This window comes from Streptomyces sp. NPDC002309 (assembly GCF_053593375.1).
Genome location: NZ_JBSFCI010000019.1, coordinates 20,165 through 46,648, shown reverse-complemented (window position 1 = coordinate 46,648; position 26,484 = coordinate 20,165). Strand labels below are relative to the sequence as shown.

The following is a 26,484-nucleotide window of genomic DNA, read 5'->3' as shown; positions in this document are numbered from 1 at the left end:
TGCCCATGACTATCTCTGTGCCTCTGCGCCTCTGTGCGTACCGGCGGCTGCGGACGGGCCCGATTCCCCGCGCCTCCGTGCCCCGATGTCCCGACACCACCGCTCTCCGCCCGTTCACGGCGGAGCCCTCAAGGGATTCCCCCCTTTCGAGAACGACCTCAGGAGAAATCTGTGACCGAAGCACCGCCGTCGGCCGCGCCGACGACGACCGCGGCCCCGGAGCCGGGCCGCCCCCGCTGGTACCGCTCCATCCCGCGACAGCACCGGCCCGCGTTCTGGGCCGGGTCCGCCGGATGGGGCCTGGACGCCTTCGACTTCATGACCCTGCCGCTGGCGCTCGGGGCCATCGCCTCGGCGTTCGCGCTGAGTTCGACCGAGGCCGGCCTGATCGTGACGGTGACCGTGCTGGCCTCGGCGGTGGGCGGGGCCCTGGCGGGCATGCTGGCCGACCGGGTGGGCCGGGTACGGGTCCTGATGATCACCATCGCGACCTTCGCGATCTTCACGGCGCTGTCCGGCCTCGCCCAGAACTACGGCCAGATGCTGCTGTTCAAGGGGCTCCAGGGCCTCGGATTCGGTGGCGAGTACGCGGCCGGCGCGGTGCTGATCGCCGAGATCGCCCCCGCCCGGCACCGCGGCCGGATCATGGGGTTCGTCGCCAGCTCCTACGCGGTCGGCTGGGCCCTGGCCGTCCTCGCCTACTCGGTCGTCTTCAGCTACGCCGGCCCCGACGCCGCCTGGCGCTACCTGTTCCTCCTCGGCATCCTCCCCGCCTTCGCGCTGATCTTCATACGGCGCAACGTCAAGGACTCGGACGCCTCGAAGGAGAACCGGCGCCGCGCCAAGGAGGACACCGGCGCTTCGGCGTGGAGCGGACTGGCCGCGCTGTTCCGCCGCGACCTGAGGCGCACCACGCTGCTGACCCTGCTGGTCGGGATCGGGGCGCAGGGCGGATACTTCGCCGTCTTCACCTGGCTGCCGTCCTATCTGCGCACGGAACGGGGCTTGACGGTCGTCGGTACGAGCGGCTACCTCTCGGTGATCATTGTCGGCTGCTTCCTCGGCTACGCCTGTGCCGGGTACCTGCACGACTGGATCGGCCGCCGCAGGACATACGTGCTGTTCGCGGTCAGCGGTGTGGTGTGCGTGGTCGCGTACACCTGGATCCCCGAGGGGGCCAACGGTCTGCTGCTGGTGCTGGGTGTGCCGTTGGGGATGGCGGCGTGCGGGTTGCTGGCCGGTTCGGGACTGTTCTTCAGTGAGTTGTTCCCCAGCCGTGTGCGCGGCGTCGGTGTCGGTGTCGCCCACAACTTCGGCCGCGGGGTCGCCGCCTTCTTCCCCTACCTCGTCGGTGTGCTCTCCGCGGTCTTCGGGCTGAAGGCGGCCATGGGGATCGGTGCCCTGGGGTACGTCCTGGTGATCGTCGGCGTTCTGGCGCTCCCGGAGACGCGGGGGCGGCAGATCGCGTAGACCCGGACGACGTGTGCGGTGCCCGGGCGGACGGCCGGCCACGCGGGAGGTCTTCCGCGACGGCGGTGCCCCCGGGCCCGCCCGCGTTCCGCCCCCGCGGACCGGGACATGAAAAGGGGGGCGTCACACGGCGAGCCGCTCGTGTGACGCCCCTGCGGGACGTGGTGGTGCGGTGTGCGGTCAGTCGCCGGCCGCGGGCGCGATGTTCTTGTTGAACCGGAGCAGATTGTGCGGGTCCCAGGCGGCCTTGACCGAACGCAGCCGCCGGTGCTTGGCCTCGCCGCCGTGCACATGGCGCCGCCACTCCTCGCCCAGGTCGTCGGAGAGGTTGGCGTAGCCGTTCGTGAGGGTGTGCGGCCGCATCGCCTCGGTGAGAGCTTCCGCCCACCGGTCGTAGGCCGCGTCCGACTCGGGTGTGTCCCACTTGCAGATGGACTCCCACAGCCAGGCGGCCCCCGCACGGGAGAAGGCCGTGGCGTCCTCGTCGACGTCCTCGGAGATCGCGCCGCCCATGAACGAGATGTTGAGGGAGTAGATGTCACCGGGTTCTGTCGGCAGCGTGCCCACGTGCTCCAGCAGCACATCGACGGCGTCACGGGTCAGCGCCGGCAGATAGCCACCGCGCAGGTTCATCCGCATGCCGTAGGGAGCGACGGCGTCGAGCATGCTGTTGGCCTGGACCCAGGTGGTCTTCCCCACCAGGTCGGCCAGTGGCTGCCCGAGCCCGGCCAGCGACCGGACGACCTCCTCCGCCTGGTCCGGTTCCCCGGTGTGGACCACGACGAGAATCAGCACCGGCGCGCCGTGCACGTCCTCGGGCAGCGCCGGCAGCGGGGGAGCGGCCGCGATCGCGACCAGCAGCCCCAACTCCCTCGGGGCGGTGGCACCGTAGGCGGCGAGTTTGCCGAGGACCTCGGCGGCCTGGTCGATGGGGAAGACGAGCTTTCCGGCGACGACCTCGGGACCGACCGGGTGGGCCCGGTACTCGAACGAGGTGACGACACCGAAGTTGCCGCCCCCGCCGCGCAGGGCCCAGAACAGCTCGGGATTCTCGGTCGCGTCGGCGCGCACCTTGCGCCCGTCCACGGTGATCATGTCGCAGCCCAGCAGATTGTCGACCGTCGCACCGTGGCGCCGCATCAGGTAGCCGAGGCCGCCGCCCAGGGTCAGCCCGGCGACGCCGGTGCTGCTGACCGTGCCGGCGGGTACCGCCAGGCCGTGCCGCTGCGCGGCGGCGTCCAGCTCGCCGAGCGTGACGCCCGGTTGGGCCCGGACCAGCCGGGTCCGCGGATCGACCGTGACCGACCGCATACCGGAGAGGTCGACGACCAGCGCCCCACCGGGCATGGCATAGCCGTCCGAGCCGTGCCCGCCACCGCGCACGGCCACCGGGACCGCGTGTGCCGAGGCGTAGCGGAGCACGGTCGCGACATCGTCCTCGTCGGCGCACCGGGCGATCAGGGCCGGACCCTCGTCCGCGGCGCGGCCCTGGTACAGGGCACGCGCCGCGTCGTACTGGTCGTCGCCCGGCCGGAGCACCGTGCCGCGGAACTCAGCGGGGAAGTCGGGGTGAGTGCGGGGTGTGGCGGGCGCGCCCATGGGGACTCCTTTCAGGGACGTGCAGGGGATGCACGGGATGTGGCGGCGATGTACCGGCGAGGTGCGAAGGACGTTCGCCGCGGATGAGCGAAGGACACGCCTGACTGCCGGACCGATACGACAGGGCTTGTCGGGGGACCCGCGCGGTCGGGTCCGTGTCAGAGCACCCGGAGGATGTCCTCGACACGGTCCTTGGCGTCGCCGAAGAGCATGGACGAGTTCTCGCGGTAGAAGAGCGGGTTCTGGACGCCGGCGTAGCCGGAGGCCATGGAGCGCTTGAAGACGATGACGTGCTCGGCGTCCCAGACCTGCAGGACGGGCATGCCGGCGATGGGGGAGTCGGGGTCCTCGGTGGCGGCCGGGTTGACCGTGTCGTTGGCGCCGATGACGAGGACGACGGTGGTGCCGTCGAAGTCGTCGTTGATCTCGTCCATCTCCAGCACGATGTCGTAGGGGACCTTGGCCTCGGCGAGCAGGACGTTCATGTGCCCCGGCAGCCGGCCCGCGACCGGGTGGATGCCGAAGCGCACGTCGACGTCCCGTCCCCTGAGCTTGCGCGTCAGCTCCGCGACACCGTACTGGGCCTGGGCCACGGCCATGCCGTAGCCGGGTGTGATGATCACCGAGTCGGCCGCGCCGAGGAGTTCGGCGACGCCCTCGGCGGTGATCTCGCGGTGCTCGCCGTAGTCCTTGTCGCCGGCCGGGCCCGCCTCGATGCCGAATCCACCGGCGATCACGGAGAGGAAGGACCGGTTCATCGCCTTGCACATGACGGCGGACAGATAGGCACCCGACGAGCCGACGAGGGCACCGGTGATGATCAGCAGGTCGTTCTCCAGCAGGAAGCCCGAAGCCGCCGCCGCCCAGCCGGAGTACGAGTTCAGCATCGAGACCACGACCGGCATGTCGCCGCCGCCGATCGAGGCGACCAGATGCCATCCGAGGGCCGCGGCGACGATCGTGACGGCGATCAGCGACCACAGCGCCGGGTCGATCACGAACCACGTGGTCAGCACCGCGAACGCGGCCAGGGCACCGAGGTTGAGGAAGTTCTTGCCGGGCAGCATGAGCGGGGCGGACTTGAGCCGCGCCGACAGCTTGAGGAACGCCACGATCGAACCGGTGAAGGTGACCGCGCCGATGAACACGCCGATGAAGACCTCGGCGGAGTGGATTCCGAGCAGTTGCCGCGCCTGGAGCAGTTCGGCCTCGGCGCTGACTGGGCCGCCCAGTGTGGCCTCGACGTGCAGGTAGCCGTTCCAGCCCACCAGTACCGCGGCCAGACCCACGAAGGAGTGCAGCAGGGCGATCAGTTCGGGCATCGCGGTCATCTCCACCGCGCGCGCCCGCCACAGCCCTATCGCCGCGCCGACCGCCATGGCGCCGATCGTCAGCGCAAGACCGACGCCGGAGATGTCGCGGTGCATCGCCAGCGCGATCGTCGCCGCCAGGGCCACCGCCATGCCGACGACACCGAAGGTCTTGCCGGCCTTCGCGGACTCGTGCTGGGACAGCCCGGCAAGCGCCAGGATGAAAAGGAGGGCCGCGACGATGTATGCGGCCGTCGCGGCTGTTTCGACAGACAGCAGTTCTGACATGAGGCCCCCTCAGCTTCTTGAGAACATGGAGAGCATCCGGCGGGTCAGGGCGAAGCCGCCGACGATGTTGACCGAGGCCAGCAGGATCGCGACCGCCGACAGCGCGGTGACCACCGCGCCGTTCGGGGCGGAACCGTGCCCGATCTGCAGCAGCGCGCCGACCACGATGATTCCGGAGATCGCGTTGGTCACGCTCATCAAAGGTGTGTGCAGGGCGTGGTGGACCTGCCCGATCACGTAGTAGCCGATCACGACCGCCAGCGCGAACACCGTCAGATGCCCGTGCAGCGCCGACGGTGACAGGGCCGCGCCGAGGAAGAGCACCGCCGCGCCGCACCCGACCCCCGTGAACCGTCGCCGGGTGGACAACGGAGGCCGGGTCGCCGTGGCGGCGTTCGGCTTGGCGGCGGTGGACGCGGACGCGGCGGCCGGAGCGGTGGCGGAGACCTGGACGGGCGGCGGCGGCCAGGTGAGTTCGCCGTCACGCACCACGGTCATCGTCCGCTGCACCACGTCGTCGAAGTCGAGGACCAGCCGGCCGTCCTTGTCCGGGGTCATCAGCTTGATCAGGTTGACCAGGTTGGTGCCGTACAACTGGGACGCCTGCGCGGGCAGCCGGCCGGGGAGGTCGGTGTAGCCGATGATCGTCACACCGCCCGCCGTGACCACGGCCTGGTCCTTCACCATGCCCTCGACGTTGCCGCCGGTGGCCGCGGCCATGTCCACGATGACGCTGCCCGAGCGCATGGAGGCCACCATGTCCGCGGTGATCAGCGTGGGCGCCGGCCGCCCCGGGATCTGCGCGGTCGTGATCACGATGTCCATCTCCGTGATCCGCTCGCGGTACAGCTGCTCCGCGCGGCTGTTGTAGTCCTGCGACATCTCCTTGGCGTAGCCCGTGGACGACACCTGCACCTCGCCCGCGTCGGCCGGCTCGACCGAGAGGTACTCGCCTCCCAGCGACCTGACCTGGTCGGCGACCTCCGGCCGCGGATCGGTCGCGTACACGACCGCGCCGAGGCTGCCCGCCGCTCCGATCGCGGCCAGGCCCGCCACCCCGGCGCCGCACACCAGCACCTTGGCCGGCGGCACCTTGCCCGCGGCCGTCACCTGACCGGTGAAGAACCGGCCGAAGGCGTGAGCGGCCTCCACCACCGCCCGGTAGCCGGCGATGTTCGCCATCGACGACAGCACGTCCAGCGACTGCGCCCGGGAGATGCGCGGCACCGCGTCCATCGCCAGCGCCGTGACCGGCCGCTTCGCCAGGTCCTCCACCAGTGTGGGGTTCGACGCCGGGCTCATGATGCCCATGACCGTCGCACCCGGCTTCAACTCGTCCAACTGCCCCGGCGTCAGGGCGTTCACACCGAGGACGACGTCGGCGGCGTACGGGTCGCCGATGCTCGCGCCCGCCTCGACATAGGCCCCGTCCGGGAAGCTCGACGACACGCCGGCACCCGGTTCCACCACGACGTCGTATCCCAGCTTCACCAGCTGGACCACGGTGGCGGGGGTCGCGGCAACGCGCGTCTCACCACTGCGGTTCTCGCTCACGATTCCGATCAGCATGCGCAACACTCCAGGTCGATGTTCCAGAGCACTCGATGGACGCCCGCCCAGATACAGCACAAGCGCCGTCCAGGGCGCCTACCGGCACTGGACGGCGCTTGCACGAGGGGGCCCGGTGATCAGGCGACGGGCTTCGTCATGCCGCCGTCGACGCGCAGCACCTGACCGGTGATGTAGGAGGCGTCGTCCGACGCCAGGAACGCCGCCGCGGCACCGATCTCGGTCGGGTCGGCCCAGCGGTTGAGGCGGATCCCGAGGCCCTGAGCCATGCCGGCCCGCACCTCCTCCGCGCTCTTGCCCTGCTGCTTGCCCATGGCCTCGGTCTTGGTGAGCCAGCCCTCGGTCTTCGTCATCCCGGGGGAGATGGCGTTGACCCGGATGTTCTCGGCGGCCGCCTCGCTCGCCAGGTAGCTCGTGAGGGCGACCACGCCCGCGTTCACGATGCCCGTGGCACCGGCCGCCGGAATGACCAGGTGGGCGGTCGCGCCGACGACGTTGATGATGCTGCCGCTGCCGGTCCGGCTCAGGTACGGCAGGGCGGCCTGCGCGATGCGGACGTACCCGTTCAGCTTGGTCTCGAAGGCGGACGCGATGTTCCCCACGTCGATCTTGTCCAGGGGGGACGGCGTGAGCTGCGGTCCCGCGTTGTTCACGACGATGTCGAGCGCGCCGTGCCACGCGTGCACCTCGGCCAGCGCGCTGTTCACGGAGTCGGCGTCGGTGACGTCCGCGACGACGGGGAGCACGTCCTGCGCGCCGGCTCCGGCGGTGAGGCGTCCGGCGGCGGTCTTGACCGCGGCTTCGTCGCGGGCCGCGATCGCGACCTTGGCGCCACGCTCCAGCAGCGCCTGCGCGATGGCGAAGCCCAGGCCTCGACTACCGCCGGTCACGAAAGCCGTGCGGCCCTCCAGGTTCCAACCTGCAGCCATGTTCGGCTCCTCCAGTAAGTGGTCCGTTGGTTACTGCGATGAGTCGAACGGAAGCCCCGAGGGCTCGGCAAGCGCGGTTAACGGGAGGTTCACACGTCGGCTGTCGGGCCGCCACGCACCTTCCCGGCGGCTAACGGTGCGCGTCGCACACTGTCCCCTGCCCAGCCCGCCCCGAGGGTGAAGGAGGGATGAGTGAGCGAGGTCCGGAACGTCGAGTCGCGTCCTGAAGTGCCGTGGAGCGTGGCGCTGCGCGGTGCCGTGCGGGGCAGGTCACTCGTGCAGACGACCGTGGCCGCCCTGTCCGTCGGGTCGGTGCTGTTCATGGTCAACCTCTACACGCAGGTGCAACAGGGTCCGCTCACCTGGGTGCTCACCTCGCGCATCGCGCTGACGTTCCTCGTGCCCTGGCTCAACGCGACCCTGGGCCTCGCCATCGGACTGCGGAAGTCCAACCCCCGAACAAGGCAGGACTCTTAGAAAGGAATCTTCATGGCGCTGGTGCCGCTCCTCACGTCCGGGCAGTTCTCGCCGGACGACGAACCCGCCCTCACGCAGGCCGTCAAGGCGTACGGCGAGGTGCTGAACACCTGGGCCGGCATCGGGAACAGTCCCGGACTGCTCGGCACCTACCTGCCCTTCCTCCGGCGGCTCAACGGCCCCGGGGCGCTGGAGGTCCGCGTCAAGGACCTGGTCGCCGTCCGTATCGCGGTGCTCAACCACTGCCGCTACACGGCGAGCCACCGCTGCACGTCCGCGCTCGCCGGCGGGGTGGAGGTCGACGAACTCGCGGCGGTCGCCGACGGGGAGCTGGACGACTTCACCGAGCGGGAGCGCCTGGCCCTCCGGCTGGCGGAGGAGATGACGGTCGGCCTGCCGAACGTCCCCGTGGGGGACGGTCCGACGGGGGTCCCGGAGAGCCTGCGCGACGACGCGCAGCGGCTCTTCAGCCCCGCGGCGCTGGTGGAGCTCGTCATGTGCATCAGCATGTGGAACGCCTTGTCCCGCTTCCACCGTGTCATGGACTTCGAGCTGGACATGCCGAAGCCGCCGGCTCCGGTGGACGCCCGGCTCTGAGGGCGTGGAGGTCTGCCGCACGGCATTCCTGACGCCCTCGCTAACAGGGTGTCTTCGCGATTAACACCGCACTAACGTCTCGTGGCTAATGTCCGGGGAAATCGGCTGCCGGCAGCGGCGCCGACTTCCCGGCTTCCGACGCCTCGAGAGCAAGTTCACCGACGGTTCCGCGGTATTCCCCGACGACGTTCCGTCGACGGGACGTGATCGGCGGAACCGAAAAGAACATTCCCCGCACGAAAGTGCTTGGGACAAGCGGAGAAGGTGGCAATTCATGCGAACTGGCGACCAGTACTTGGAGTCTCTCAGGGACGGACGCGTTGTCTGGGTCGGAGGGGAGCGGGTCGACGACGTCACGACCCACCCGCTGACCAAGGCGGCGGCCCAGCGCATCGCGAAGTTCTACGACCTGCACCACGAGCCGAAGATGCAGGACGTCATGACCTTCGTCGACGACGAGGGTGTGCGTCGTTCGATGATGTGGTTCCGGCACGAGGACTACGAGGGCATGCGGCGCAAGCGCGTGTACCTGGAGACCGTGATCCGGGAGCTCGACGGCGGCTCCATCGGGCGGACCCCGTGCGCGAACAACTACGGCCTCATCACCTACGAAGAGGACCCGCAGCCCTGGAGCGACCAGTCCGTGGGCACCGACGGGCGCGACCTGACCGTGGGCATTCGCAAGTTCCTGGAGATGGTGAAGGAGGAGGACTACAACTGCGCCTTCGCCTTCATCGACCCCCAGATCGACCGGTCCCGGACGCACGCGGCCAAGAGCGCGCTGCGCATCGTGGAGACCCGCGAGGACGGCATCGTCGTCAAGGGCGTCAAGGCCGTGAGCACCGGTACGCCCTTCGCCGACTACATTCACATCGGTGTCTTCTACCGCCCGGGAATCGAGAGCGAGCAGGTCCTCTACGGCGTGTGTCCCGCGAACGCCCCGGGCGTCGCGATGGTCTCACGCGAGGCGACGGTTCGTGACGACCCCGAGAACCACCCGATCTCCTCGACCGGTGACGAGCTCGAATGCACCGTCATCTTCGACAACGTGTTCATTCCGTGGGAGCACGTCTTCCACATGGGCAACACCGAACACGCCTCCCTGTACCCGCAGCGCATCTTCGACTGGCTGCACTACGAGGCACTCATCCGGACGATGGTCCGGGCCGAGCTCATGGCCGGCCTCGCGATGCTGATCACCGAGCACCTCGGCACCTATCAGCTGCCGCCGGTCCAGGCCCGCCTGGCACGGCTCATCGAGTTCTACACGACGATCCGCGCACACGTGCTCGCGTCCGAGGCGGAGGGATTCATCTCGCCGTCGGGCCTCTACAAGCCGAACGTCCTGCTCTTCGACTTCGGCAGGTCCTACTACCTGGAGCGGTACCACGAGATGCGGCACGAGGTCATCGACCTCGCCGGTCGTGCCTCGCTGCTGTTCCCCACCGAGGAGCAGTGGAACAACCCCGAACTCCACGACTGGCTCGCGCCGCTGCAGGCCGGCGCGGTCGGCGAACCGTACGACCGTCTGCGCATCTCGCGTGTCATCCGTGACCTGTTCCTCTCCGACTTCGGTGACCGGGTGAGCACCTTCGAGCAGTTCAACGGGACCCCGATGCTCGGCACGCGGATGCTCACGATGAAGCGCTCGGAGCTGTCGCCCAACGGACCGATCACGGACCTGGCCCGGAAGGTCTGCGGCCTTCAGCCGGCCGACGCCCCCGAGGTCACGTCCTACACCGAGCAGGCGGAGTACGCCCGGCGTCTCGACGGCGCACGTGCCACCGCGGGTTCAGTGGTCCGCTGAGCCGAGCACGATGCGCGGGGTGGTTCGTGGCCGACGGCGGCCACGAACCACCCGCCCTCCCCGATTTCCCCCGGTACCGGCCGCCCCCACAGCCATCAGCATCCACCAGGCGAGGAACGCCCCGCGGCCACCCTCGCGTGCGTACGGAGAGGTCGACATGGCTTACCACATCTCGCGCGCCTCGGAGCGGAAGTTCACCGCGGTCCAAGGCGTCCCCGGTCTTCGACAGGCCCTCCTGGTCGGGCACGAGCACGGCGCGGCCCACCTGGAGGTGAGCCTGTACGAGCTGGCTCCCGGAGCGACCACGGGCTGGACCCGCTGCCCCTTCGAGGAGTCGTGGTTCGTCACCGGCGGATCGGGCGAGGCCGCCTATGCCGGACTGCGCTACGACCTCGGCTCCGGTGACTACGGAGTCGCCCCTGTCGGTGTCGCCCACTCGCTGTCCGCCGGCGACGAGGGGCTGACATGGATCGGGGTGCGCGCCCCGAAGCCGCCCACGTTCGACGGCGCCCGCAGCCGCATCGCCGCGAAGCCGTCGCCGGGTGAGAACCTGGGCCGCCCGTCCGAGACCGACCCCCGGCACCGCTGGGTCGGCCACTTCGACGACTCCGACATGGCCCCCTACGCGCAGCTGTCGATGCCCGGCTACCACGGCCCGAACATCAGGAACATCAGCCTGAGGATGATGGTCGACCAGCTCCTGGGGGCCCAGCACCACACCGTCTTCGTCTCCGAGATCGCGCCGATGTCCGGCCCGGGACAGGCGGCCAAGGTCCACTACCACCCATTCGAAGAGATCTACTACTTCACATCCGGCGGAATGCGAGGGACCCTGGACGGCAAGGACGAGGTCGTCGAGACCGGTGATCTCGTGTGGGTGGGGACGGACGGCACCCATGGCTTCGTCAACGAGCGTGCGGAACCGGCGCGTTGGGTCGAGGTACAGTCGCCGGTCCCGCCTGCTTCCGACGCATTTTTCTTCCCTGACGACTGGCGTGCGCTCCCGGAGGAGCACTGAGGACCACGGAGGCGCAACGTTCGATGGGCGGCGACTCCATATTCGGTCGGCCGAGCGACACCATGGCGCCGGGCCGGCAGCATCGCACGATCATCCGACGCAAGCTGGCGATACCGGAGCCGGCGAAGGACGTCGTCGATCGCGAAAGGCTCAGTCGGCAGTTGAGGGGCCTGCTCGACCGTCACACCGTCGTGAACGTCTTCGCGACGGCCGGGGCGGGGAAGACCACGGCGGTGGCACTCGCCGTCCGTGACCTCGACAGGCCCGTCGCCTGGCTGTCGCTCGACGGTACCGAGCAGGCGGCCGGCCGCCTGCTCGTCTACCTCGAAGCGGCCGTCGAGGGCGCCGTCCCGAGCGCGGCCGACGTGGCGTCCGATGCCCTGAGCAGCAGTCTTCACATCGGTGAGGCGGCCGGACTGCTGGCCGAGAGCCTCCAGGGCAGCGGCCTCATCCTCGTGTGCGACAACGTGGAACGCGTCGCCCCGGACGAGACCTGCACCGCGGTGCTGTCCTCGTTCGCCCGCTATCTGCCGGCCGGCGTGAACCTCGTGCTGATCTCGCGCGTCGACGTCCGGCTCGATCCGGGCTCGACGGCCGAGCGCGACCGGGTGGGGGAGCTGGTCGAGGGCGATCTCTCCTTCGACGCGCAGGAAGCCGCCACGGCCCTGTGCAACGTCGGCCGGGACGACGTGCACCCGGCACAGGCGGTGGCGGCAACGGGGGGCTGGGTCACCGGCGTCCTGTTCGAGGGCTGGCGTCATGGGAACTCCGGCCGGATGGATCCCGAACTGCTGCGTTCGTATGTCGCGGCGAACGTCTTCAACTCGCTCACCCAGGTTGAGAGAACGTTTCTCCTTCATACGAGCCTGCTGGCCGAGGTCTCGGCCGAGGGCGCCAGGGCGCTGGGCCAGGAGAACGCGGCGCAGGTCATGGCGGGCCTCCGCACCCGGCACCTGCCGGTGACGTGGACCTCGGACGGCACGCGGATGACACCGCACCCGGTGTTCCGTGACTTCCTCGTCGAGACCCTCGGACGGGAGGACTCGAGGACGCTCGACGAGGTGCGCCGCAGGCACGCGGACGTCCTGATCGCCGGCGGCGCACACGAGGAGGCGGTGGACGAGCTGCTCCGGCTCGGGGACGTGGAGGCGGCCGGCAGACTGGCCGCCGTGGCACTCCCCAGCCTGGTGGCGCGGATGGACTTCGCGCCCGCTGCGCGGTGGCTCGACGCCCTCGGAGCCTCGGCCCGGACGCCGACCCCGGAGATCGGCTCCGTCATCCTGCGTGTCGCCTTCGCGCTGGAACAGTGTGAACGCGGGGCGGAACTCGTCGACCGCCATGGCTACGACTGGCTTCCGGAGCCGGGGTCCGGCGACTTCGAGGAGGCACATGTCCTGGCCGCCTGGTGCCTGTGGCACCGCGGGCGGATCGAGGAGGCGCGCTCCCTGGCGGACCGGCTGCCGCCGGGCCGCAACCGGCGCATCGCGTTCACGCTGATCGCGCTGGCCACGGGCGAGGAGCCACCGCCGTTCCCGGAGTACTCGACCACTCCCTCGGGCCCGCTCGACGGTCTGCTGATGCGACTGGCCTTTCTGCGCGGCCGGCTCGAAGGACTCGACGACCCGGGGTCGTTCGACCCCTGGCGCACGATCCTCGGCGGCCCGTGGGTCGTCGCCGCGCTGCGTGTCACCGGGCGACTCGACGCCGCCATGTCGATGTTCGAGCCTCGCCGGAACTCCTCGCAGCCGGTGTGGCTGCACGCCGTCGACGCCGTCGACCTCATGCTCGACCTCGGCCGCGGAGAGGAGGCGTGCTCGTCCATCGCGCGCGGGAGGGAACTCATCGCGGCCACCGGCTCGAAGGTGTACATGAACCTGAGCCTCATCGGCGAGGCCAAGCTGTGGCTGCGCCTCGGCGGTGACACCCGGCGCGCCGACCGCCTGCTCGCGGAGGCGGCCGCCTCCGGAGCGTCGGAGTACAGCCTCACCCGCGACATGTGGCAGTTGTGGTCCGGTCTGTCGATGCTCCTGCAGAACCGGGACGCCGAGGGGCACGAACACCTCGCGGCCTGCGTGCGGAGCATGCAGAGCGGAGACCGCCACCTCGAACTCCCGACGGCCGCCGTGTACCTCGCCGAGGCGCAGTGGCGTCTCGGACTGGAGGCCGAGTCCGACGCCACGGCCGACCTCGCGATGGTCTCCGCCTCGACGCGCGGGACGCAGCACCTGCTGCTGACGGCGCTGTCGGACGTGCCGCAGGTCGCGGCCAGAGCCGCGGACACCAGGTCCAGCCGTATGTCGCCCTGGCACGAGATCCTGGCCGCCCTCTCCGGCCAGCATCCGATACGGGTGAACGTGAACACGCCCCGCCTGGTGCTGGAGGAGTTCGGCGAGCCGGTCCTCACGGTCGACGGGCAGATCACCCAGCCCCGGCTGACCAAGAGCCTCGAACTCCTCAGCTACCTGCTCTGGGCACCTGACCGCAGGGCGACCCGTGAGGAACTGCTCGGGGCGCTGTTCGGGGGCCGCAACGACGCCGCCGGCCGCAGCTATCTGCGGCAGGCGCTCTACCGGCTCCGCGAGGCGCTGCCCGAGGGCCTGGGCCCGGCGCAGGACGGCGACGTCTTCCACCTGGTCGGCCCCGCCGTGGCCATGGGGTCGGCGCAACGGGCGGTCGATCTCGTGGCCCAGGCCGGGAGACAGGACGGGGAGATCCGCCTCCAGACGCTGTCGCGCGCCCTCGAGAGCGCGGAGAGAGGCCCCTACCTGGCGACGATCTCGGGTGAATGGGTCGCCGAGCGCCGCGGGCTGCTGGGTGAGACCTTCCTGGCGGCTCGTGTCGACACGGCCAAACTCGCCTATCGGCTGAACCGGTACCGCGAGGCCAAGGGCCTGGTCGACGGCGTGCTGCGCGAGGACCCCTATCGCGAGCAGGCATGGCAACTCGCCATCAGGCTCGCGCATGCCAGCGGTACCGACGACGGAGTGCTGGCCCTCTACCAGCGGTACGTCGCGCGGATGCGGGATCTCGGAGTCCCGCCCTCCGACGAGGTCCGCCGACTCGTGATGCAACTGCGCCGATAGCGCGGTCCTGATGCGGCTCGCGCCGTTGGCGCGGTCGCGATGCGGGCAGGGCGGTCGCGATGCGGTCGCGTGGGCAGCGCTGTCGTGATGCGGACAGCGCTGTCGTGATGTGGCTTGTGCCGTTGGCGCGGTCGTGATGCGGCCGCGCGGGCAGTGCTGTCGTGATGCGGATGCGCCGACAGCGCGGTCGATTTCGCGTCGGTAAACGCGTCGTCCACCACACTCGGTCCTACTGATCCAGGGAAACGCTCAGCCATCTCGTTACAGGCAACGGAGGGCATCATGGGTGCATCTAGCGCGCAGGACATGCAGGCCACATATCGCGGGGCGATGGCCCGGTTCACGACCGGCGTCACGATCGTCACGACCAGGACTGCGAACGGGCCGGCGGGAATGACCGCCAGCGCCGTCGCGTCCGTCTCGCTGGATCCGCTCATGCTGCTGGTCTGCGTCGGCAACACCCTCGCGACGAGGGACGCGATCTCCGACTCCGGGGTCTTCGCGGTGAGCGTGCTCGCCCAGGGCCAGGAGCGCCACGCGCTGCGGTTCGCGAGCCGGTGCGACGACAAGTTCGCCGGCGTCGGGCTGCGCACCGACCACGAGCTCCCCGTCGTCGACGGCGCGGTCGCTCACTTCTCGTGCAACGTCCAGGAGGAGTTCGCCGGCGGAGACCACACCATCTTCGTCGGCGAGGTCGTCAGCTGCGGCTACTCCGTCGATTCCGACCCCCTCGTGTACTTCGGTGGGAAATTCGGCAGTCTCTGCGATCTCAGTTCCCACGCGCAGCTCGCCTTCGACTGGCAACTCGCCGCGTCGATATAGCGAACCCTCGCTGCCGTCACCAACCTCTTTGCGCACTGTCGCGCACCGCATCCCCAGGAGATGAACGTGGACGTATCCGTGCTGGGCCTCGGTCAGATGGGTACCGCGATCGCCGAGCGGCTCATCGGCGCGGGCCACAAGGTCGGCGTCTGGAACCGGTCGAAGGGCAGGGCCGACGGCCTGCTGGAGAAGGGCGCGTTCGAACTGGAGGCGCCCTCGGAGGCCTGGGACCGGTCGGACGTCTGCATCACGATGCTGGCGGACTCCCGGGCCCTGGCCGACGTGGCGCTGGCGCCGCAGGGCGGGCTCGTGAACACCGCGGCCGCCAGGGGAAAGACGCTCATCGACATGAGCACCGTCTCGACGGAGGTCTCCGGTCGTGTGGCGGCAGCGGCCGCGGCCGGCGGTGTGGCGTACCTCCGTGCCCCGGTGAGCGGTAACCCGGGTGTCGTGCGGGCCGGAAATCTCGCGGTCATCGCCTCCGGCGAGGAGGAGGTCTTCACGTCCGTCGCGGCTCTCCTGCGCGACATCGGCCCCCATCTGTTCCACGTCGGCGAGGGGGAGGCCGCCCGCGTCATCAAGCTGGCCCTCAACCTCATGGTCGCCGGGACGGCCGAACTGCTCGCCGAGTGCGTCGCGTTGGCCGAGTCCCATGACGTGCGACGGGAAAAGCTGCTGGAGGTCGTCGGAGCCTCGGCCATCGCGTCGCCGCTGGTGAAGTACAAGATCGGCCCCCTGCTGGCGGACGACTACACGGCGACGTTCAGCTCGCGGCTCATGCGCAAGGACCTGGACCTCGCCCTCGAGGCGGCAGCGGCCGGCGGAGTCCCGCTGCCCGTCACGGGTGTCGTGCAGCAGTTGCTCCAGGCGTGCATGTCGACCGGCCTGGGCGAGCTGGACTTCATGGCCCTCCTCGTCCGGCTGAAGAGGGAGGCCGGTCAGCTTCCTTCCTCCTGACGGGCCTCGCGGCCTGCCCCGCCGCGGCCCCCTGTCGAGGACCGGGCCGGTGCGTGCGGTGGCCGTGAGGCCGTCGCTCCGCACCGGCCCGAGCCCGCGGAAGCCGCTCGGCCGGGCGATCGCCTCCCGGCCGACCGCCTCCTCGATGCCCGGGTCGAGGTCGAGCACCGGAGGGCGGTCGTGACGGGAGGGGCGGGGGACAGCGGTCGCTCCCCTCGGCGCAACCTGGTGTCGTCCCACCGACCGAAGTGTCACTCACCGTGCCCGTACGGCTTCGTGCGGGCATCTCCGTGCGGACAGGGCCGTTCGATTTGTCCCGAGGGCGCTCCGGGGTGAACCTGCTTGTACCGGACGGAAGGCACGACGGTGACACAGCAGACAACGCCCACGCGCGACGCCTGGCCGCGCCTCCTGGTGGCCGACTGGGCCGACACGCGCGACACCCTGCACATGTGGACCCAGATCGTCGGCAAGGTGCGTCTGGCGCACGCGCCGCTGGTCAACCACTGGTGGCAGGTCACGCTCTATGTGAGTCCACGAGGGCTGACCACGTCCGCGGTCCCGTACGGAACCGGTGCTTTCGACATCGAGTTCGACTTCATCGACCACCAGCTGTGCATCCGCAGCAGCGAGGGCGCCGTCCGCCGTGTGGCGCTGGCCCCCAAGCCGGTGGCGCAGTTCTACGGCGAGACGATGCGTGCCCTGGAGGAGCTGGGAATCCAGGTTCCCATCCAGGCCCAGCCGAACGAGGTGGAGCCGGCGATCCCGTTCGCCGAGGATCACCACCACTGCTCCTACGACGCCGAGGCGGCCCGTCTCTTCTGGCGCCAACTGCTCCAGGCGCAGCGCGTCATGGGCGCCTTCCGCTCGCGGTTCGGGGGCAAGGTCAGTCCGGTGCACTACTTCTGGGGTGCGATGGACCTGGCCTGTACGCGGTTCTCCGGCCGCAGCGCACCGCAACACCCGGGCGGCGCGCCCAACTGCGGTGACTGGGTCATGGTCGAGGGCTACTCCCACGAACTCAGCAGTTGCGGCTTCTGGCCCGGCGGCGGGGAGGAGGGCGCCTTCTACGCCTATGCCTACCCCGAGCCCGCAGGCTTCGCCGACCACCCGATCACCCCGGCCGGGGCCTTCTACAGCACGGCGAACGGCCAGTTCCTGCTGCCGTACGAGGACGTACGCACCGCGAGCGACCCGGATGCCGCGCTCCTCGGATTTCTGCAGACCACCTACGAGGCGGCAGCGGAGCGTGGAGGGTGGGACCGCGCGATGCTCGAATGCGACCCCGATCGCTGGCAGGACTTCCAGTGACACCGGTCGGTGGCACCGCCACCGCGTGCGGCTTGCTCATCGGCGCCGGAGAATCGGCGTGGTGAAGGTGGGAGGTGGCCATGGGGCGTCTCGACGGCAGAACGGCTGTGGTGACGGGTGCGACCAGCGCTCGCCCGCACCACCCTCGCCGACGTCCTCAAGGACATCCTGGCCGGGCGGGACGGGCGAGAGCTCGCCGGACTGATCACCGCAGCACCGGAAACGCCCTAGGCGTGCCGGCTACCGGTAGCGGATGTGCAGGTGGTTGTCGTGGTTCGGGTAGCTCGTGGTCAGACCTTCCGAGATGAGCTGCGGGTCGTTGAAGAAGATCAGCTCGACATGACCGGGCGCCTTGGCCCGGATCTCCTGGACGAGCCGGCGGGTCGCCGCACGGTCGTAGGTCGACGACTGCCAGGTGATACGACCGGCGGTGCACTGGCCCGAGTCGGTGCGGATCGGCCACACGTCGATGTCCATCCCGACCTCATGGCTGGCGTGGCCGGGGATGTCCCCGCCGTGCTCGAATCCCGCGTCGCCGACCGGCAGTCGGCCGTTGCCGGTACCGGCGAACGTGGCGGCCGCGGCTTCGAGCTGGCCGACGGCCCCCGCTGTCGCCCAGTGGGCTCCGGCGTTGCCGTCCGGGCTCTGCGCGCACATCGAACCCGTGCCGAAGTCGATGTTCTCGTAGTGCCAGAGCAGGTTCTTCCAGGTGGTCGGCCCGACCACCCCGTCCACGCCGATCCCCGCGTGGGACTGGAAGGCGCGCACCGCCGTCTGAGTGGCGGGCCCGAAGTCGCCGTCCGCCCCGAGTCCGGCGCCCCGCTTCGCGTTGAGCAGCGACTGGAGTGCCGTCACCGCGGCCCCGTTGTCGCCCTGCCGCACGGTGACGGCGAGCGCGCCCCAGGTGGCGGGCCCGACGACGCCGTCCGCTGCCAGCCCCTTGGCCTGCTGGAAGGCGACGACGGCGCCGCGCGTGCCGGAGCCGAAGACGCCGTCCGCGGCGACCGTGTGGCCGTGCGCGGTCAGCAGATGCTGGAGCGCGACGACGTCGGTGCCCCGGTTGCCGTTGCTCGTCAGCGGGAACGCGGCCTGCGGGAATGCCTGCGCGGGGAGGCCGGCTCCGAGGAGCAGACCGGCCACCGCGGCGAACAGCGCGATGATGCGCCCGAGTTGTCTCATGACCTCTGACTCACCTTCCTGACTGGAGTGCGCCCCAGGTGCCGGGGCCGACGATGCCGTCGACGCTCAGTGCGCGCGAGGACTGGTAGTCGCGTACGGCCTGTGCGGTGCCGGAGCCGAAGATGCCGTCGATGCCCACCGTCCGGCCGAGCGCCGCGGTCAGCGCACGCTGGAGACGGGTGACGGCCTCGCCGGTCGAGCCGTTCTGGACGGTCGGGGTGGAGCCGCGGGACAGCAGCGCCGTCCAGGTCCTCGGGCCGACCGCGCCGTCCGCCGTCAGCCCCTTGCTCGACTGGAAGTTCCTGGCGGCGGCCGTGGTGTCGGGGCCGAAGATCCCGTCAGGGGTGCCCGGATCGTACCCGGCGGCCTTCAGCAGGCACTGGGCCGCCTTGACGAGGTTGCCGGTCGAGCCGCTCTGGACGGTGCTGTACGCCGTGAAGTCGAGGTTCGTCCCGTTGCAGTCCGCCGGTGGCGGGGTGCCGGTGCCCACGTCGAGGTAGTCGCGGTCGATGTTGATCGAGTAGCCGCCGTAGGACTCGGTGACCTCGCCCGCGTACTGGTGGATGCGCTGGTGGTTCGACCAGCGGGTGGACGGCACGTAGGAACCGGTGTCGGTGTCGGCGGCGCCGTTCCACCACGCGTAGAAGATGTGGTCGACCCGCGTGTAGGCCCCGTTGTCGTACTCGCTCGCCGCGTCCCTGATGCCGGAGGCGGCACTGGAGTAGAAACCGGACAGGTAGCCGCTGCTGTGCAGCCGCTCGGTCCAGCCGGACAGGTACGACAGCACGGCGGCCTTGCAGGAGGCCGTCGACGTGTACGCCTCGATGTCGCTGTAGAGGGCGCTGCCCGCCGGGATGCCGAGGTTCGAGGCGGCGCTGACGGCGCCGGCCGCCGCGGTGACGCCCTGGGACCTGGCGGTGGCCGGGTCGGAGGACATCTTCAGCGAGTAGCTGGTGCAGGGTGCCTGGCGGCCGACGTCGATGGGGATCAGACGCCATCCGTTGCCGGTCTGACTGGTCACCCAGCTCGCGGTCAGGTTCGGCTGGGCGCACCCGCGGAAGGAGCCGCTGATGTAGACGCCGACCGCGCTGTAGGGCGAACTCGACTGCCAGGCGTTCATGGCGGCCTGGGAGGGCGCGGTGCAGGCGTCGAAGCCCTTGCCCAGGTAGGAGCCCGGCTGCGGTCCGGCCGCGGCCGGGGCGGCGCCGGGCTGTTGCGCCGCACGCGGCAGTTCGGTGCGCTCGGCGCCCGCGGTGAGCTCGGCCGAGGCGAGTACCTGGCGCACCAGGCTCTCGGTCCCGGGGGTGTGCGCCGCGGTGACGAGGACCCCGGCGTCCTCGACGGCCACCTGGATCGTGCCGTCGCTGGAGGCGGCGGCCGGTGCGGTGGCCTCGCCCCGTGGTGTCCGCGCGGTGGCCGCGGTGGCCTGGCGGGCGGAGCGGGTGGTGAGGGGTTCGACGACGACGCCCGCGGTACGGCCGACGACCCGGGCGGGGCAGTCGTTCCGGTCGCCGGGCTCGCCCACGTAGACGGCGGGTCTGTCGAAGCGGAGGCAGGCGCGCGGGTTCTCGGCCAGATCGACGACCTGCCAGTCGGCGGGCACCTCGATGCGGTAGCCGTGGTAGGTGACGGTCCGCCGGGTCTCGGGCGGGGAATCGGCGAGGGCGGGGCCGGGGACCGAGAACGTTCCGATACCGGCGAGCAGCGCCAGCACGGCCGTTCCGGCGCGGATGCGCCGGCTGTTGCGGGACGACATCAGGGCACTCCAACTCGGTGCGGGGAGCGGGGGAGAGCGGCGCGGCGGGCCGCCGTGCCGGGACCGTGGAGTGCGTCCCGGCACGGCGGCCCTGCTCCGTGCCGCGTCGAGCGGTGGGTGCGGGATGCGCCGGTCAGATGCCGCAACTGGGCGCGGACCAGGAGCGGCTGGTGCGTCCGTCCAGGTGGGTGTGGTCGTCGTGGCCCGGGTAGCCGGGGCCGAAGATGCCGCCGAAGCCGTGGTAGCGGCCCCGCTGCGCGAGCTGGCAGAACGACGGGTTGCCGACCACGTCGGCCGCGTCGCCGTACAGATGGCGGCTGTTCGCGGCGCCGCCCACCGCGCTGTTGCAGGCGTGCGAGCGGAAGCCGCTGGTGACGACGATCGGGACGTCGCCCATCGCGCGCCGCATGGCCTCCAGCTTCCACATCGTGCGCAGGGCGTTGGACTTGGCCGTCGCCGCGCTGACCGCTCCACCCGACCAGTCGGAGTTGCACTTGTTCAACTCGGCGTAGGTGAAGTGGATCGGCGTGCAGTCCGGGTCCTGGAGCGCGTAGATCTTGCTGAAGGTCTGGGAACCCGCGACCCCGTCCGCCCCCAGCCCGTACGCCTGCTGGAACTTGATGACCGCGGCCTTCGTACGGGGGCCGAAGTTGCCGTCGACGGAGAGGATCTCGCCGAAGTCGACATGTCCCGCCACCCGGATCTGCAACTGGGTGACATCGGCGCCCGTCATGCCCTCCGACAGGGTGCGGTTCCAGGTGTAGCACTCGTCGGCCTGCGCCGGGCCGGCCGTGACCAGCATGCCGCCCGTGAGGGCAGCCATGGTCATGACAACCGAGAGGAGCAGTCGGACCGTACGTCTCAGCATCGTGCCTCCGTCCTGAGTCCTGATGAGCCACAAGGAGTTGAGGTGAGTCTGGCGGCGTGGCCCGGGGCGTGTCCACACTGTCACCATCTGCCACAGGACCAGACCACCGGCACAACTCGACTGCGGACAGGGGTAGTTGCTCAAGGCGACGCTAGCGGAGCACCACGAAGGCGGTGGTGGCGATGAGTGCGGAACTCAGGACGGTCATGCCCGTCAGCCGTCGTGCGAGCCGGTCGTCCCAGTTCTCCCCGTCACCGGAGAGCCGGCGCAGGGCCGGGGTCAGGGCCCGGCCCGCGCCGAAGCCCAGCCCGGCGGCCAGGGCGGGCGCGGAGGAGCCTCCGGACAGCAGCACCGCCACCGCGATCGCGTACGGCGCGCTCGCGGAGACGTAGGTGCGCACGCCCGTGCCGAGCTCGAAGCCGAACTGCAGGGCCCCGCGCGCCAGATGGCGGCGCAGCACGTCCTGCGGGATCTGCCGGGCGTTCTGCGGCAGCCGGAGCGTCAGCCGGCCCGCGTCGCGCAGCGCGGCGGCCGACGCGGCGGCCAGGATCAGCCCTTGCCGCACACCGGCGGGCAGCGGTGTGAACAGCCCGGACAGGAGCCACAGCACCCCTGCCGTCAGCACCCCGCCCGCGAGCAGGCCGAGGGTGAACACGCCGAGGACGACTGCCTGGCGGTACGTAGCTCGCCAACCTGGCGAGGCCAGCGCGAAAGCGCTGTTACGCGTTCAAACGGAGCCGGAGAGCGAGTAACCCGCCAATCCGCCGGTGATCGCCCAGGTCAGCACGGGCGCGTGGAGGACGGCGGCGACGGCCGCGAGCCCCAGGACCGCGACCGGCACGGCGGGCTCGGTCAGCCACGCCCGTACGGCACGCGCGCCGTACGGCCGCGCCGGACGCGCCCCGGACCCCGTCACCTAGACCGTCCCGGTGAGCGTGCGCCAGGTGTTCTGACCGACCACGCCGTCGGCGGTCAGGCCGTGCAGCGACTGGAACGCGACGACGGCCTGCCGGGTGAGCGCCCCGAAGTTGCCGTCGACGTTCAGCGCGTGGCCGTGCTTGCTGAGTTGCCGCTGGGCGCCGCGGACCGCGTCGTTGACGTCCCCCTGGCGCACGGTGGCCACCAGGAGGGGCCAGGTGGCCGGGCCGACGCTGCCCGTGGGGCTCAGCCCGTTCGCCGTCTGGAACTCCTCGACCCGCGTCTCGGTGTTCGGCCCGAAGATGCCGTCCACCCCGGTCGGGTGGCCCCGGAAGACGAGCAGGTGCTGGACGGTGTACACGTCGGGCCCGGTGGCGCCCCGGCCCGTGGTGGGCCAGGTGACCGAGCCGGGGCAGCCGCACTCGGTGGTCCAGCGGCAGATGGACTTCACCCAGCCGGAGCCGGTGTTGCGGTACCCGTCGTGGCAGCGCCGCTCGATTCCGCAGCCGCAGGTGCCGCAGGCCGCGCTGTACGCCCACAGCCAGCCGTCGTAGGTCCCGGCGTAGCACTGGTTGGGCCGCAGCGTCCAGGTCACGCCGTCCGACCGGTGGAAGCCCGTGTTCGTGCCGGACGTCACGCAGGCGTCGGCGTAGACCGTGCTGGGTCCGCAGCCCGGGGAGCAGTTGTGGTCGGCGGCGTAGCTCGGACAGGCGCCCGTCCAGATGTCGTAGCCGTCGGCATAGGCCTGCCGCGCGGCGGAGAACACCCCGAGCGCGGCGAAGCCCACGGCTGTCGCCGCCTGCAGGACCGTGCGTCGGCGCGGGGCGAAGGACGGCACGTCCGCGCGCCACGGCCGGGTACGGCCGCCGCCCGAACGGCGCAGCGTGGGTACGTCGTCCAGTGAGGTCACGGCAGGCTCCTCGGCGTCGCGGGGTGGATGTCGTCGAGCAGCCGCAGCAGCGCGGTGGCCGAACCGAGCGGCTCCGAACGCGCGATCCGGCCTTGCGCGTCCACGGCCACGGCATAGGGGGTGGCGGGGATGTCGTACGCCGCGAACAGTTCCGGACGTTCGCCCAGCAGCGGTACGGCGCTCTCGGCGTCCCGCGGCGCGGGGCCGGCGTAGAGCCCGAGCACCTGTGGGGCGCCGTCGCCCTGGCGGACGGTCCAGGCGCGGGCCTCGGCGAGTACCTGGCCGCAGGTGCCGCAGTCGGCGTCGAGGAACAACAGCAGCGCGGCCCGGTCGGCGGGCAGCAGGCCGTCGGGACCGGGCGTGGTGAGCCCCGGTGCGGACGCGCCGGTCGCGAGCCCCACGCGCCCGGGTCGGTGCGGCTGTGCGCGGGACAGCTGGTGCACCTGTCTGACCAGTCCCGAGACGACCAGCGCCAGCAGCGCGATCGCCACCCACGAGACGATCACCGCGCTGGTGGTGAAGTCCATCGCGTCGACACTCCTTCGGCGGTTCGGTGCACGGTCGCCTCGGTCGGCGCGTGAACGGTGGTCGTGGTCGGCCGGTGAACGGTGGTCCCGGCCGTCGGCCGGCCGGTGGGCGTCGCTGTCGCGGGGCGCTGTGCGGTGGTCGTCGCGGGGCCGGGCGCGGCGGGCTCGTGCATCGCGGCGGGCAGGGACCACAGCAGCGCGGTGCAGGCGAGTGCCGCGATCATGATCGTGACCTGCTCGGCCGTCGTGGCCCGCGCCGGTCCGGTCCCGGCGAGCGCCGCACCGGCCGACGCCAGAACCGCGAGGGCCGCTGCCCGGCGGGTCACCCAGCGGCTCAGGGGAAGGTCCCGGCGCGAGCAGCCGCAGGGGCCACCGCGGCCGAGGGCGAGAACGTGCCGCGTGTAGCCGGCGTAGAGCCCGAAGAGTCCGGTCGCCGCGGCGAGTACCGCCTGCAGCCCCCGCACATGACCCGCCGCCAGCGCGGCGGCGCCGGCCGCCCCCAGGGCGCCCTCGGCGAACGGCAGGACGACGGCCGCGAGGCGCCGCAGGCGGGGGCCCAGCACCCCGTGCGCCCGCAGTGCCTCGCCCAGGGCGGCGGGGCGGGTGGCGTGGGCGACCGCGCCCAGGAGCAGGGTCAGTGTCACGATCGAGGCGGTGAGCCCGCCGGGGAATCCGGTCATCGCGGCATCACCCGGTGCGCCGCAGCGTGAGACGCCCGACCAGGTCCGGCACGCGTGCGACGGGAGTCGACGCCAACGGCACCAGCGTGGCCCAGAGTTCGGCGGAGGCGAGCACGAAGAACGGGCTGCCGTCGGAGAGCGTGTCGCGGAACAGCTCACCGGACGCGACCGCCACCCCCTTCCAGGGGGGAAGCTGGGCGGTGTGCTCCTTCGTCCGCCGGCTCAGCTCCAGCAGCCCCAGGCCGGGAACTTCCTTGATCACTGTCGCGGGCCGCGCGAAGGCGCTTCCCGCCGAGGGCTCGGGCCGGAGGGACAGTCCGTGCTCGCTCTCGGCGATGCGTACCGACCTGAGCAGTCCCAGCACCTCCGCCGCGCCCAGGCCGTAGAGGCGGGTCACGAGCGAGTGGCGCTCCCCACTCCACACGACGAGCGACGGACGCTCCACGAGCCCGGAGCGCGCCTCGCGCTCGACCGACCGATGGATGCGCAACGTGCCCTTCTGGAAGGTGAGTTCGTCATCGGCGGCTCCGATGCCGAGCGAGGCGGCGACATCGGCACCCAGGGTGGCGGGTCCCGCGGTGAACTCGACCAGCCGTCCACCGGCCGCGACCTCGACGGCGGAGGTGCACGGCTCCCGGAGGTCGAGTTCGCCCTCCAGGCGATATGTCGCGCCGTCGAGGGCGCGGTGGGTGACGAACGGTGCGACCATGTTCATCCTCCTGGGGGAGCGGGCCTGAGCGACGCCGCGACCGCACAGGAAACTAGGCAAGAGCCATGCACCTGTCAATCGGGGGCGGGGTGCTGTTCCGAGGACGGCACCGTACGCCGGGGCGGCAGGACGGGCGGGGGCGGGCCGCGGGCAGCGGGCGCCGGCGGACGACCGCCGAGGCCGCCGCGTTCTCAGCGGCGGTCACGGTCGCCGGGTCCACCCCGGTCAGTTCGACGACGCGGTGCGGCGGCACGCCTGCGGCCAAGGCCCCTCCGATCAGGCCGTCCCGGCCGTCCGCGTAGTCGCGGTAGGCCAGCAACTCCTCCTCGACCCGGGCGAGCGACTCCGGTGCCATCGCGTGGCGTACCCGGTTCAGTTCCTCGTCGCTCAGCCGCAGGGGCAGCCGCTCCGCCCCCTCGGGCACGGCCGCCCTCTCCTCCGGCGGCAGCAGGCGCAGATCCGGGGAGGCCGGGCCGCTTCCCTGCGCGGCCGGCCACGCGTGCACCGCGGGGGTCTCCAGGGACGGCAGATCACCGACCGCCGCGGGGGCCACGCCGAGCGGCGCGGACGCGTCGTCCAGCAGGAACAGGTAGGCGTCGTCGGTCATCCGCGGCTCCTTGTCGACGGGGCTGATCGACCTCCCACTACCCCGCCTCGCCCGGATCAGCCGGCTCTTCGGCCGGTGCGGGCACCGAGCTCTCGCGCCCGTCCGTGCGGAGGTCCGGCGCCGTGCGGTCCCTGCGGCCTTCGGTCACCGTCACGCGGTCGAGGGGCCGACCGGCGCCTGACCGTCGAGCGGGACGTTCAGCCGGCCCGCCAGCGCGGTGAGGGCCGTGCCGAGGGGGAGCGCGGCCCGGACGCGGGCGTGCCGGTCGCCACGGGTCGGGTCCCGGTTGATGATCAGGACCGGCTTCCCGGCCTCGGCGGCCTGCCGGACGAACCGCAGCCCGGACATCACCGTCAACGAGGAGCCCAGGACCAGCAGCGAGGCGGCCTCGCCGACCAGCCGGCGACAGCGCTCGACGCGCTGCGGCGGAACGTTCTCCCCGAAGAACACCACGTCCGGTTTGAGGATGCCGCCGCACAGCGCGCAGGGCACCACGTGGAAGTCCCCGACCTGGTCGTCGGTCAGGTCCGCGTCACCGTCCGGGTTGATCCCCGCGGCCACCGGCGCGAAGCCCGGGTTGGCCTCCGCCAGCCGCCGGGCGAGGTCGTGGCGCGAGCTGAAGGCGCCGCAGCCGAGGCAGACGACCCGGGCCAGGCTCCCGTGCAGCTCCACGACGTCCTCGCTGCCCGCGGCCTGGTGCAGCCGGTCGACGTTCTGGGTGATCACACCCGCCAGCAGTCCGTGCCGGCCGAACGCGGCCACGGCCTCGTGGCCGGCGTTGGGGCGGGCGCGGCCGAAGGTCCGCCAGCCGAGGTGGCTGCGCGCCCAGTACCGGCGCCGGGCCCGGGCGTCGGCGGTGAAGTCCTGGTAGGTCATCGGGGTGTGACGGCTCAGGCTCCCGCCCTCGCCCCGGTAGTCGGGGATGCCCGACTCCGTGGAGATCCCCGCTCCGCTGAGCACCAGCACACCGCCGGCGCTCAGCGCGTCGGCGACCGGCTCCAGGTCCGTGGTGCCGGGCGGCAGATCACCCGGAGGGGTCCAGCTCAAGGTGGGGCGCATGCGCATGCCGCAAGGGTACGGAACGGGCCGCGAT

23 protein-coding genes and 1 pseudogene are annotated in these 26,484 nt (G+C 71.3%); 9 read left to right on the top strand and 15 right to left on the bottom strand.

Going from position 1 to position 26,484, the window contains the following annotated elements:
• The first annotated feature begins 171 nt into the window (after positions 1-171).
• Positions 172-1,470: an MFS transporter gene (locus ACWCPM_RS17680; protein WP_450977095.1), complete on the top strand. Its 1,299-nt coding sequence runs from the start codon at positions 172-174 to the stop codon at positions 1,468-1,470.
• A 180-nt stretch (positions 1,471-1,650) separates the two neighbouring features.
• Here ACWCPM_RS17680 and ACWCPM_RS17675 read toward each other — a convergent pair whose 3' ends face one another.
• The 4 genes from ACWCPM_RS17675 to ACWCPM_RS17660 all read right to left on the bottom strand — a co-directional run bounded on the left by ACWCPM_RS17675 (position 1,651) and on the right by ACWCPM_RS17660 (position 7,165).
• A complete protein-coding gene (locus ACWCPM_RS17675) occupies positions 1,651-3,069 on the bottom strand; it encodes an FAD-binding oxidoreductase (RefSeq protein ID WP_450977094.1) in 1,419 nt (472 codons plus the stop codon).
• Between the two features lie 158 nt (positions 3,070-3,227).
• Entirely contained in the window at positions 3,228-4,655 is a 1,428-nt protein-coding gene (pntB, locus tag ACWCPM_RS17670) for a Re/Si-specific NAD(P)(+) transhydrogenase subunit beta (RefSeq protein ID WP_450977171.1), read from the bottom strand.
• 21 nt (positions 4,656-4,676) lie between these two features.
• Positions 4,677-6,236: a Re/Si-specific NAD(P)(+) transhydrogenase subunit alpha gene (locus tag ACWCPM_RS17665; RefSeq protein WP_450977093.1), complete on the bottom strand. Its 1,560-nt coding sequence runs from the start codon at positions 6,234-6,236 to the stop codon at positions 4,677-4,679.
• 119 nt (positions 6,237-6,355) lie between these two features.
• The gene (locus ACWCPM_RS17660; protein ID WP_450977092.1) at positions 6,356-7,165 is read right to left on the bottom strand and encodes an SDR family NAD(P)-dependent oxidoreductase; all 810 of its coding nucleotides are present in this window, start codon (positions 7,163-7,165) and stop codon (positions 6,356-6,358) included.
• Positions 7,166-7,357: 192 nt separating this feature from the next.
• Between ACWCPM_RS17660 and ACWCPM_RS17655 the strand changes: the two genes are divergently transcribed.
• The 8 genes from ACWCPM_RS17655 (at position 7,358) to ACWCPM_RS17620 (ending at position 17,237) form a co-directional block, all read left to right on the top strand.
• Positions 7,358-7,642 carry a hypothetical protein gene (locus ACWCPM_RS17655; RefSeq protein ID WP_450977091.1) on the top strand — a complete coding sequence of 95 codons (285 nt, stop codon included), beginning with the start codon at positions 7,358-7,360 and terminating at the stop codon, positions 7,640-7,642.
• Positions 7,643-7,654: 12 nt separating this feature from the next.
• Positions 7,655-8,239 (top strand): carboxymuconolactone decarboxylase family protein, encoded by a 585-nt coding sequence (locus ACWCPM_RS17650; RefSeq protein ID WP_450977090.1) that lies wholly within the window; start codon positions 7,655-7,657, stop codon positions 8,237-8,239.
• 274 nt (positions 8,240-8,513) lie between these two features.
• On the top strand, positions 8,514-10,046 hold the full coding sequence (locus tag ACWCPM_RS17645) for a 4-hydroxyphenylacetate 3-hydroxylase N-terminal domain-containing protein (RefSeq protein WP_450977089.1): 1,533 nt from the start codon (positions 8,514-8,516) through the stop codon (positions 10,044-10,046).
• A 157-nt stretch (positions 10,047-10,203) separates the two neighbouring features.
• Complete coding sequence (locus ACWCPM_RS17640) at positions 10,204-11,064, top strand: cupin domain-containing protein (protein ID WP_450977088.1); 861 nt, start codon at positions 10,204-10,206, stop codon at positions 11,062-11,064.
• Positions 11,065-11,087: 23 nt separating this feature from the next.
• Positions 11,088-14,147, top strand: coding sequence for a BTAD domain-containing putative transcriptional regulator (locus ACWCPM_RS17635; RefSeq protein ID WP_450977087.1), 3,060 nt, complete (start codon positions 11,088-11,090; stop codon positions 14,145-14,147).
• A 282-nt stretch (positions 14,148-14,429) separates the two neighbouring features.
• Positions 14,430-14,969, top strand: a complete 540-nt coding sequence (locus tag ACWCPM_RS17630) for a flavin reductase family protein (RefSeq protein ID WP_450977086.1) — start codon at positions 14,430-14,432, stop codon at positions 14,967-14,969.
• A gap of 66 nt (positions 14,970-15,035) precedes the next feature.
• Positions 15,036-15,926 (top strand): NAD(P)-dependent oxidoreductase, encoded by an 891-nt coding sequence (locus tag ACWCPM_RS17625; protein WP_450977085.1) that lies wholly within the window; start codon positions 15,036-15,038, stop codon positions 15,924-15,926.
• A 366-nt stretch (positions 15,927-16,292) separates the two neighbouring features.
• Complete coding sequence (locus tag ACWCPM_RS17620; protein ID WP_450977084.1) at positions 16,293-17,237, top strand: DUF5996 family protein; 945 nt, start codon at positions 16,293-16,295, stop codon at positions 17,235-17,237.
• A gap of 240 nt (positions 17,238-17,477) precedes the next feature.
• On the opposite strand, the gene ACWCPM_RS17615 is transcribed toward ACWCPM_RS17620, so the two are convergent.
• The 11 genes and pseudogenes from ACWCPM_RS17615 to ACWCPM_RS17565 form a co-directional block, all read right to left on the bottom strand.
• Positions 17,478-18,416, bottom strand: a complete 939-nt coding sequence (locus ACWCPM_RS17615; protein WP_450977083.1) for a penicillin-insensitive murein endopeptidase — start codon at positions 18,414-18,416, stop codon at positions 17,478-17,480.
• Positions 18,417-18,426: 10 nt separating this feature from the next.
• Positions 18,427-20,172: a glycoside hydrolase domain-containing protein gene (locus ACWCPM_RS17610; RefSeq protein ID WP_450977082.1), complete on the bottom strand. Its 1,746-nt coding sequence runs from the start codon at positions 20,170-20,172 to the stop codon at positions 18,427-18,429.
• A gap of 133 nt (positions 20,173-20,305) precedes the next feature.
• Positions 20,306-21,040: a D-Ala-D-Ala carboxypeptidase family metallohydrolase gene (locus tag ACWCPM_RS17605; protein ID WP_450977081.1), complete on the bottom strand. Its 735-nt coding sequence runs from the start codon at positions 21,038-21,040 to the stop codon at positions 20,306-20,308.
• A gap of 151 nt (positions 21,041-21,191) precedes the next feature.
• Positions 21,192-21,695, bottom strand: coding sequence for a hypothetical protein (locus ACWCPM_RS17600; RefSeq protein WP_450977080.1), 504 nt, complete (start codon positions 21,693-21,695; stop codon positions 21,192-21,194).
• A gap of 72 nt (positions 21,696-21,767) precedes the next feature.
• Positions 21,768-21,956: a hypothetical protein gene (locus ACWCPM_RS17595; protein WP_450977079.1), complete on the bottom strand. Its 189-nt coding sequence runs from the start codon at positions 21,954-21,956 to the stop codon at positions 21,768-21,770.
• Entirely contained in the window at positions 21,957-22,868 is a 912-nt protein-coding gene (locus ACWCPM_RS17590) for a peptidoglycan-binding domain-containing protein (RefSeq protein ID WP_450977078.1), read from the bottom strand. It lies immediately after the preceding gene.
• Entirely contained in the window at positions 22,865-23,395 is a 531-nt protein-coding gene (locus tag ACWCPM_RS17585) for a hypothetical protein (protein WP_450977077.1), read from the bottom strand. The genes ACWCPM_RS17590 and ACWCPM_RS17585 overlap by 4 nt, the downstream gene beginning before the upstream one ends.
• On the bottom strand, positions 23,371-24,075 hold the full coding sequence (locus tag ACWCPM_RS17580; protein ID WP_450977076.1) for a MauE/DoxX family redox-associated membrane protein: 705 nt from the start codon (positions 24,073-24,075) through the stop codon (positions 23,371-23,373). The genes ACWCPM_RS17585 and ACWCPM_RS17580 overlap by 25 nt, the downstream gene beginning before the upstream one ends.
• 7 nt (positions 24,076-24,082) lie before the next feature.
• Complete coding sequence (locus ACWCPM_RS17575) at positions 24,083-24,784, bottom strand: hypothetical protein (RefSeq protein ID WP_450977075.1); 702 nt, start codon at positions 24,782-24,784, stop codon at positions 24,083-24,085.
• Between the two features lie 193 nt (positions 24,785-24,977).
• Positions 24,978-25,391, bottom strand: a pseudogene (locus ACWCPM_RS17570) (DUF6003 family protein); the annotation flags it as partial.
• Between the two features lie 150 nt (positions 25,392-25,541).
• Positions 25,542-26,456 (bottom strand): NAD-dependent protein deacetylase, encoded by a 915-nt coding sequence (locus ACWCPM_RS17565; RefSeq protein ID WP_450977074.1) that lies wholly within the window; start codon positions 26,454-26,456, stop codon positions 25,542-25,544.
• Between the last annotated feature and the right edge of the window lie 28 nt (positions 26,457-26,484).

What these genes read in the sequence shown, in the direction of transcription:
- ACWCPM_RS17580 (WP_450977076.1), bottom strand. Translation starts at nt 24,075, where the DNA reads ATGACCGGATTCCCCGGCGGGCTCACCGCCTCGATCGTGACACTGACC.
- ACWCPM_RS17605 (WP_450977081.1), bottom strand. Translation starts at nt 21,040, where the DNA reads ATGCTGAGACGTACGGTCCGACTGCTCCTCTCGGTTGTCATGACCATG.
- ACWCPM_RS17665 (WP_450977093.1), bottom strand. Translation starts at nt 6,236, where the DNA reads ATGCTGATCGGAATCGTGAGCGAGAACCGCAGTGGTGAGACGCGCGTT.
- ACWCPM_RS17660 (WP_450977092.1), bottom strand. Translation starts at nt 7,165, where the DNA reads ATGGCTGCAGGTTGGAACCTGGAGGGCCGCACGGCTTTCGTGACCGGC.
- ACWCPM_RS17585 (WP_450977077.1), bottom strand. Translation starts at nt 23,395, where the DNA reads ATGGACTTCACCACCAGCGCGGTGATCGTCTCGTGGGTGGCGATCGCG.
- ACWCPM_RS17675 (WP_450977094.1), bottom strand. Translation starts at nt 3,069, where the DNA reads ATGGGCGCGCCCGCCACACCCCGCACTCACCCCGACTTCCCCGCTGAG.
- ACWCPM_RS17565 (WP_450977074.1), bottom strand. Translation starts at nt 26,456, where the DNA reads ATGCGCATGCGCCCCACCTTGAGCTGGACCCCTCCGGGTGATCTGCCG.
- ACWCPM_RS17635 (WP_450977087.1), top strand. Translation starts at nt 11,088, where the DNA reads ATGGGCGGCGACTCCATATTCGGTCGGCCGAGCGACACCATGGCGCCG.
- ACWCPM_RS17630 (WP_450977086.1), top strand. Translation starts at nt 14,430, where the DNA reads ATGGGTGCATCTAGCGCGCAGGACATGCAGGCCACATATCGCGGGGCG.
- ACWCPM_RS17645 (WP_450977089.1), top strand. Translation starts at nt 8,514, where the DNA reads ATGCGAACTGGCGACCAGTACTTGGAGTCTCTCAGGGACGGACGCGTT.
- ACWCPM_RS17575 (WP_450977075.1), bottom strand. Translation starts at nt 24,784, where the DNA reads ATGGTCGCACCGTTCGTCACCCACCGCGCCCTCGACGGCGCGACATAT.
- ACWCPM_RS17650 (WP_450977090.1), top strand. Translation starts at nt 7,655, where the DNA reads ATGGCGCTGGTGCCGCTCCTCACGTCCGGGCAGTTCTCGCCGGACGAC.
- ACWCPM_RS17640 (WP_450977088.1), top strand. Translation starts at nt 10,204, where the DNA reads ATGGCTTACCACATCTCGCGCGCCTCGGAGCGGAAGTTCACCGCGGTC.
- ACWCPM_RS17615 (WP_450977083.1), bottom strand. Translation starts at nt 18,416, where the DNA reads ATGAGACAACTCGGGCGCATCATCGCGCTGTTCGCCGCGGTGGCCGGT.
- ACWCPM_RS17610 (WP_450977082.1), bottom strand. Translation starts at nt 20,172, where the DNA reads ATGTCGTCCCGCAACAGCCGGCGCATCCGCGCCGGAACGGCCGTGCTG.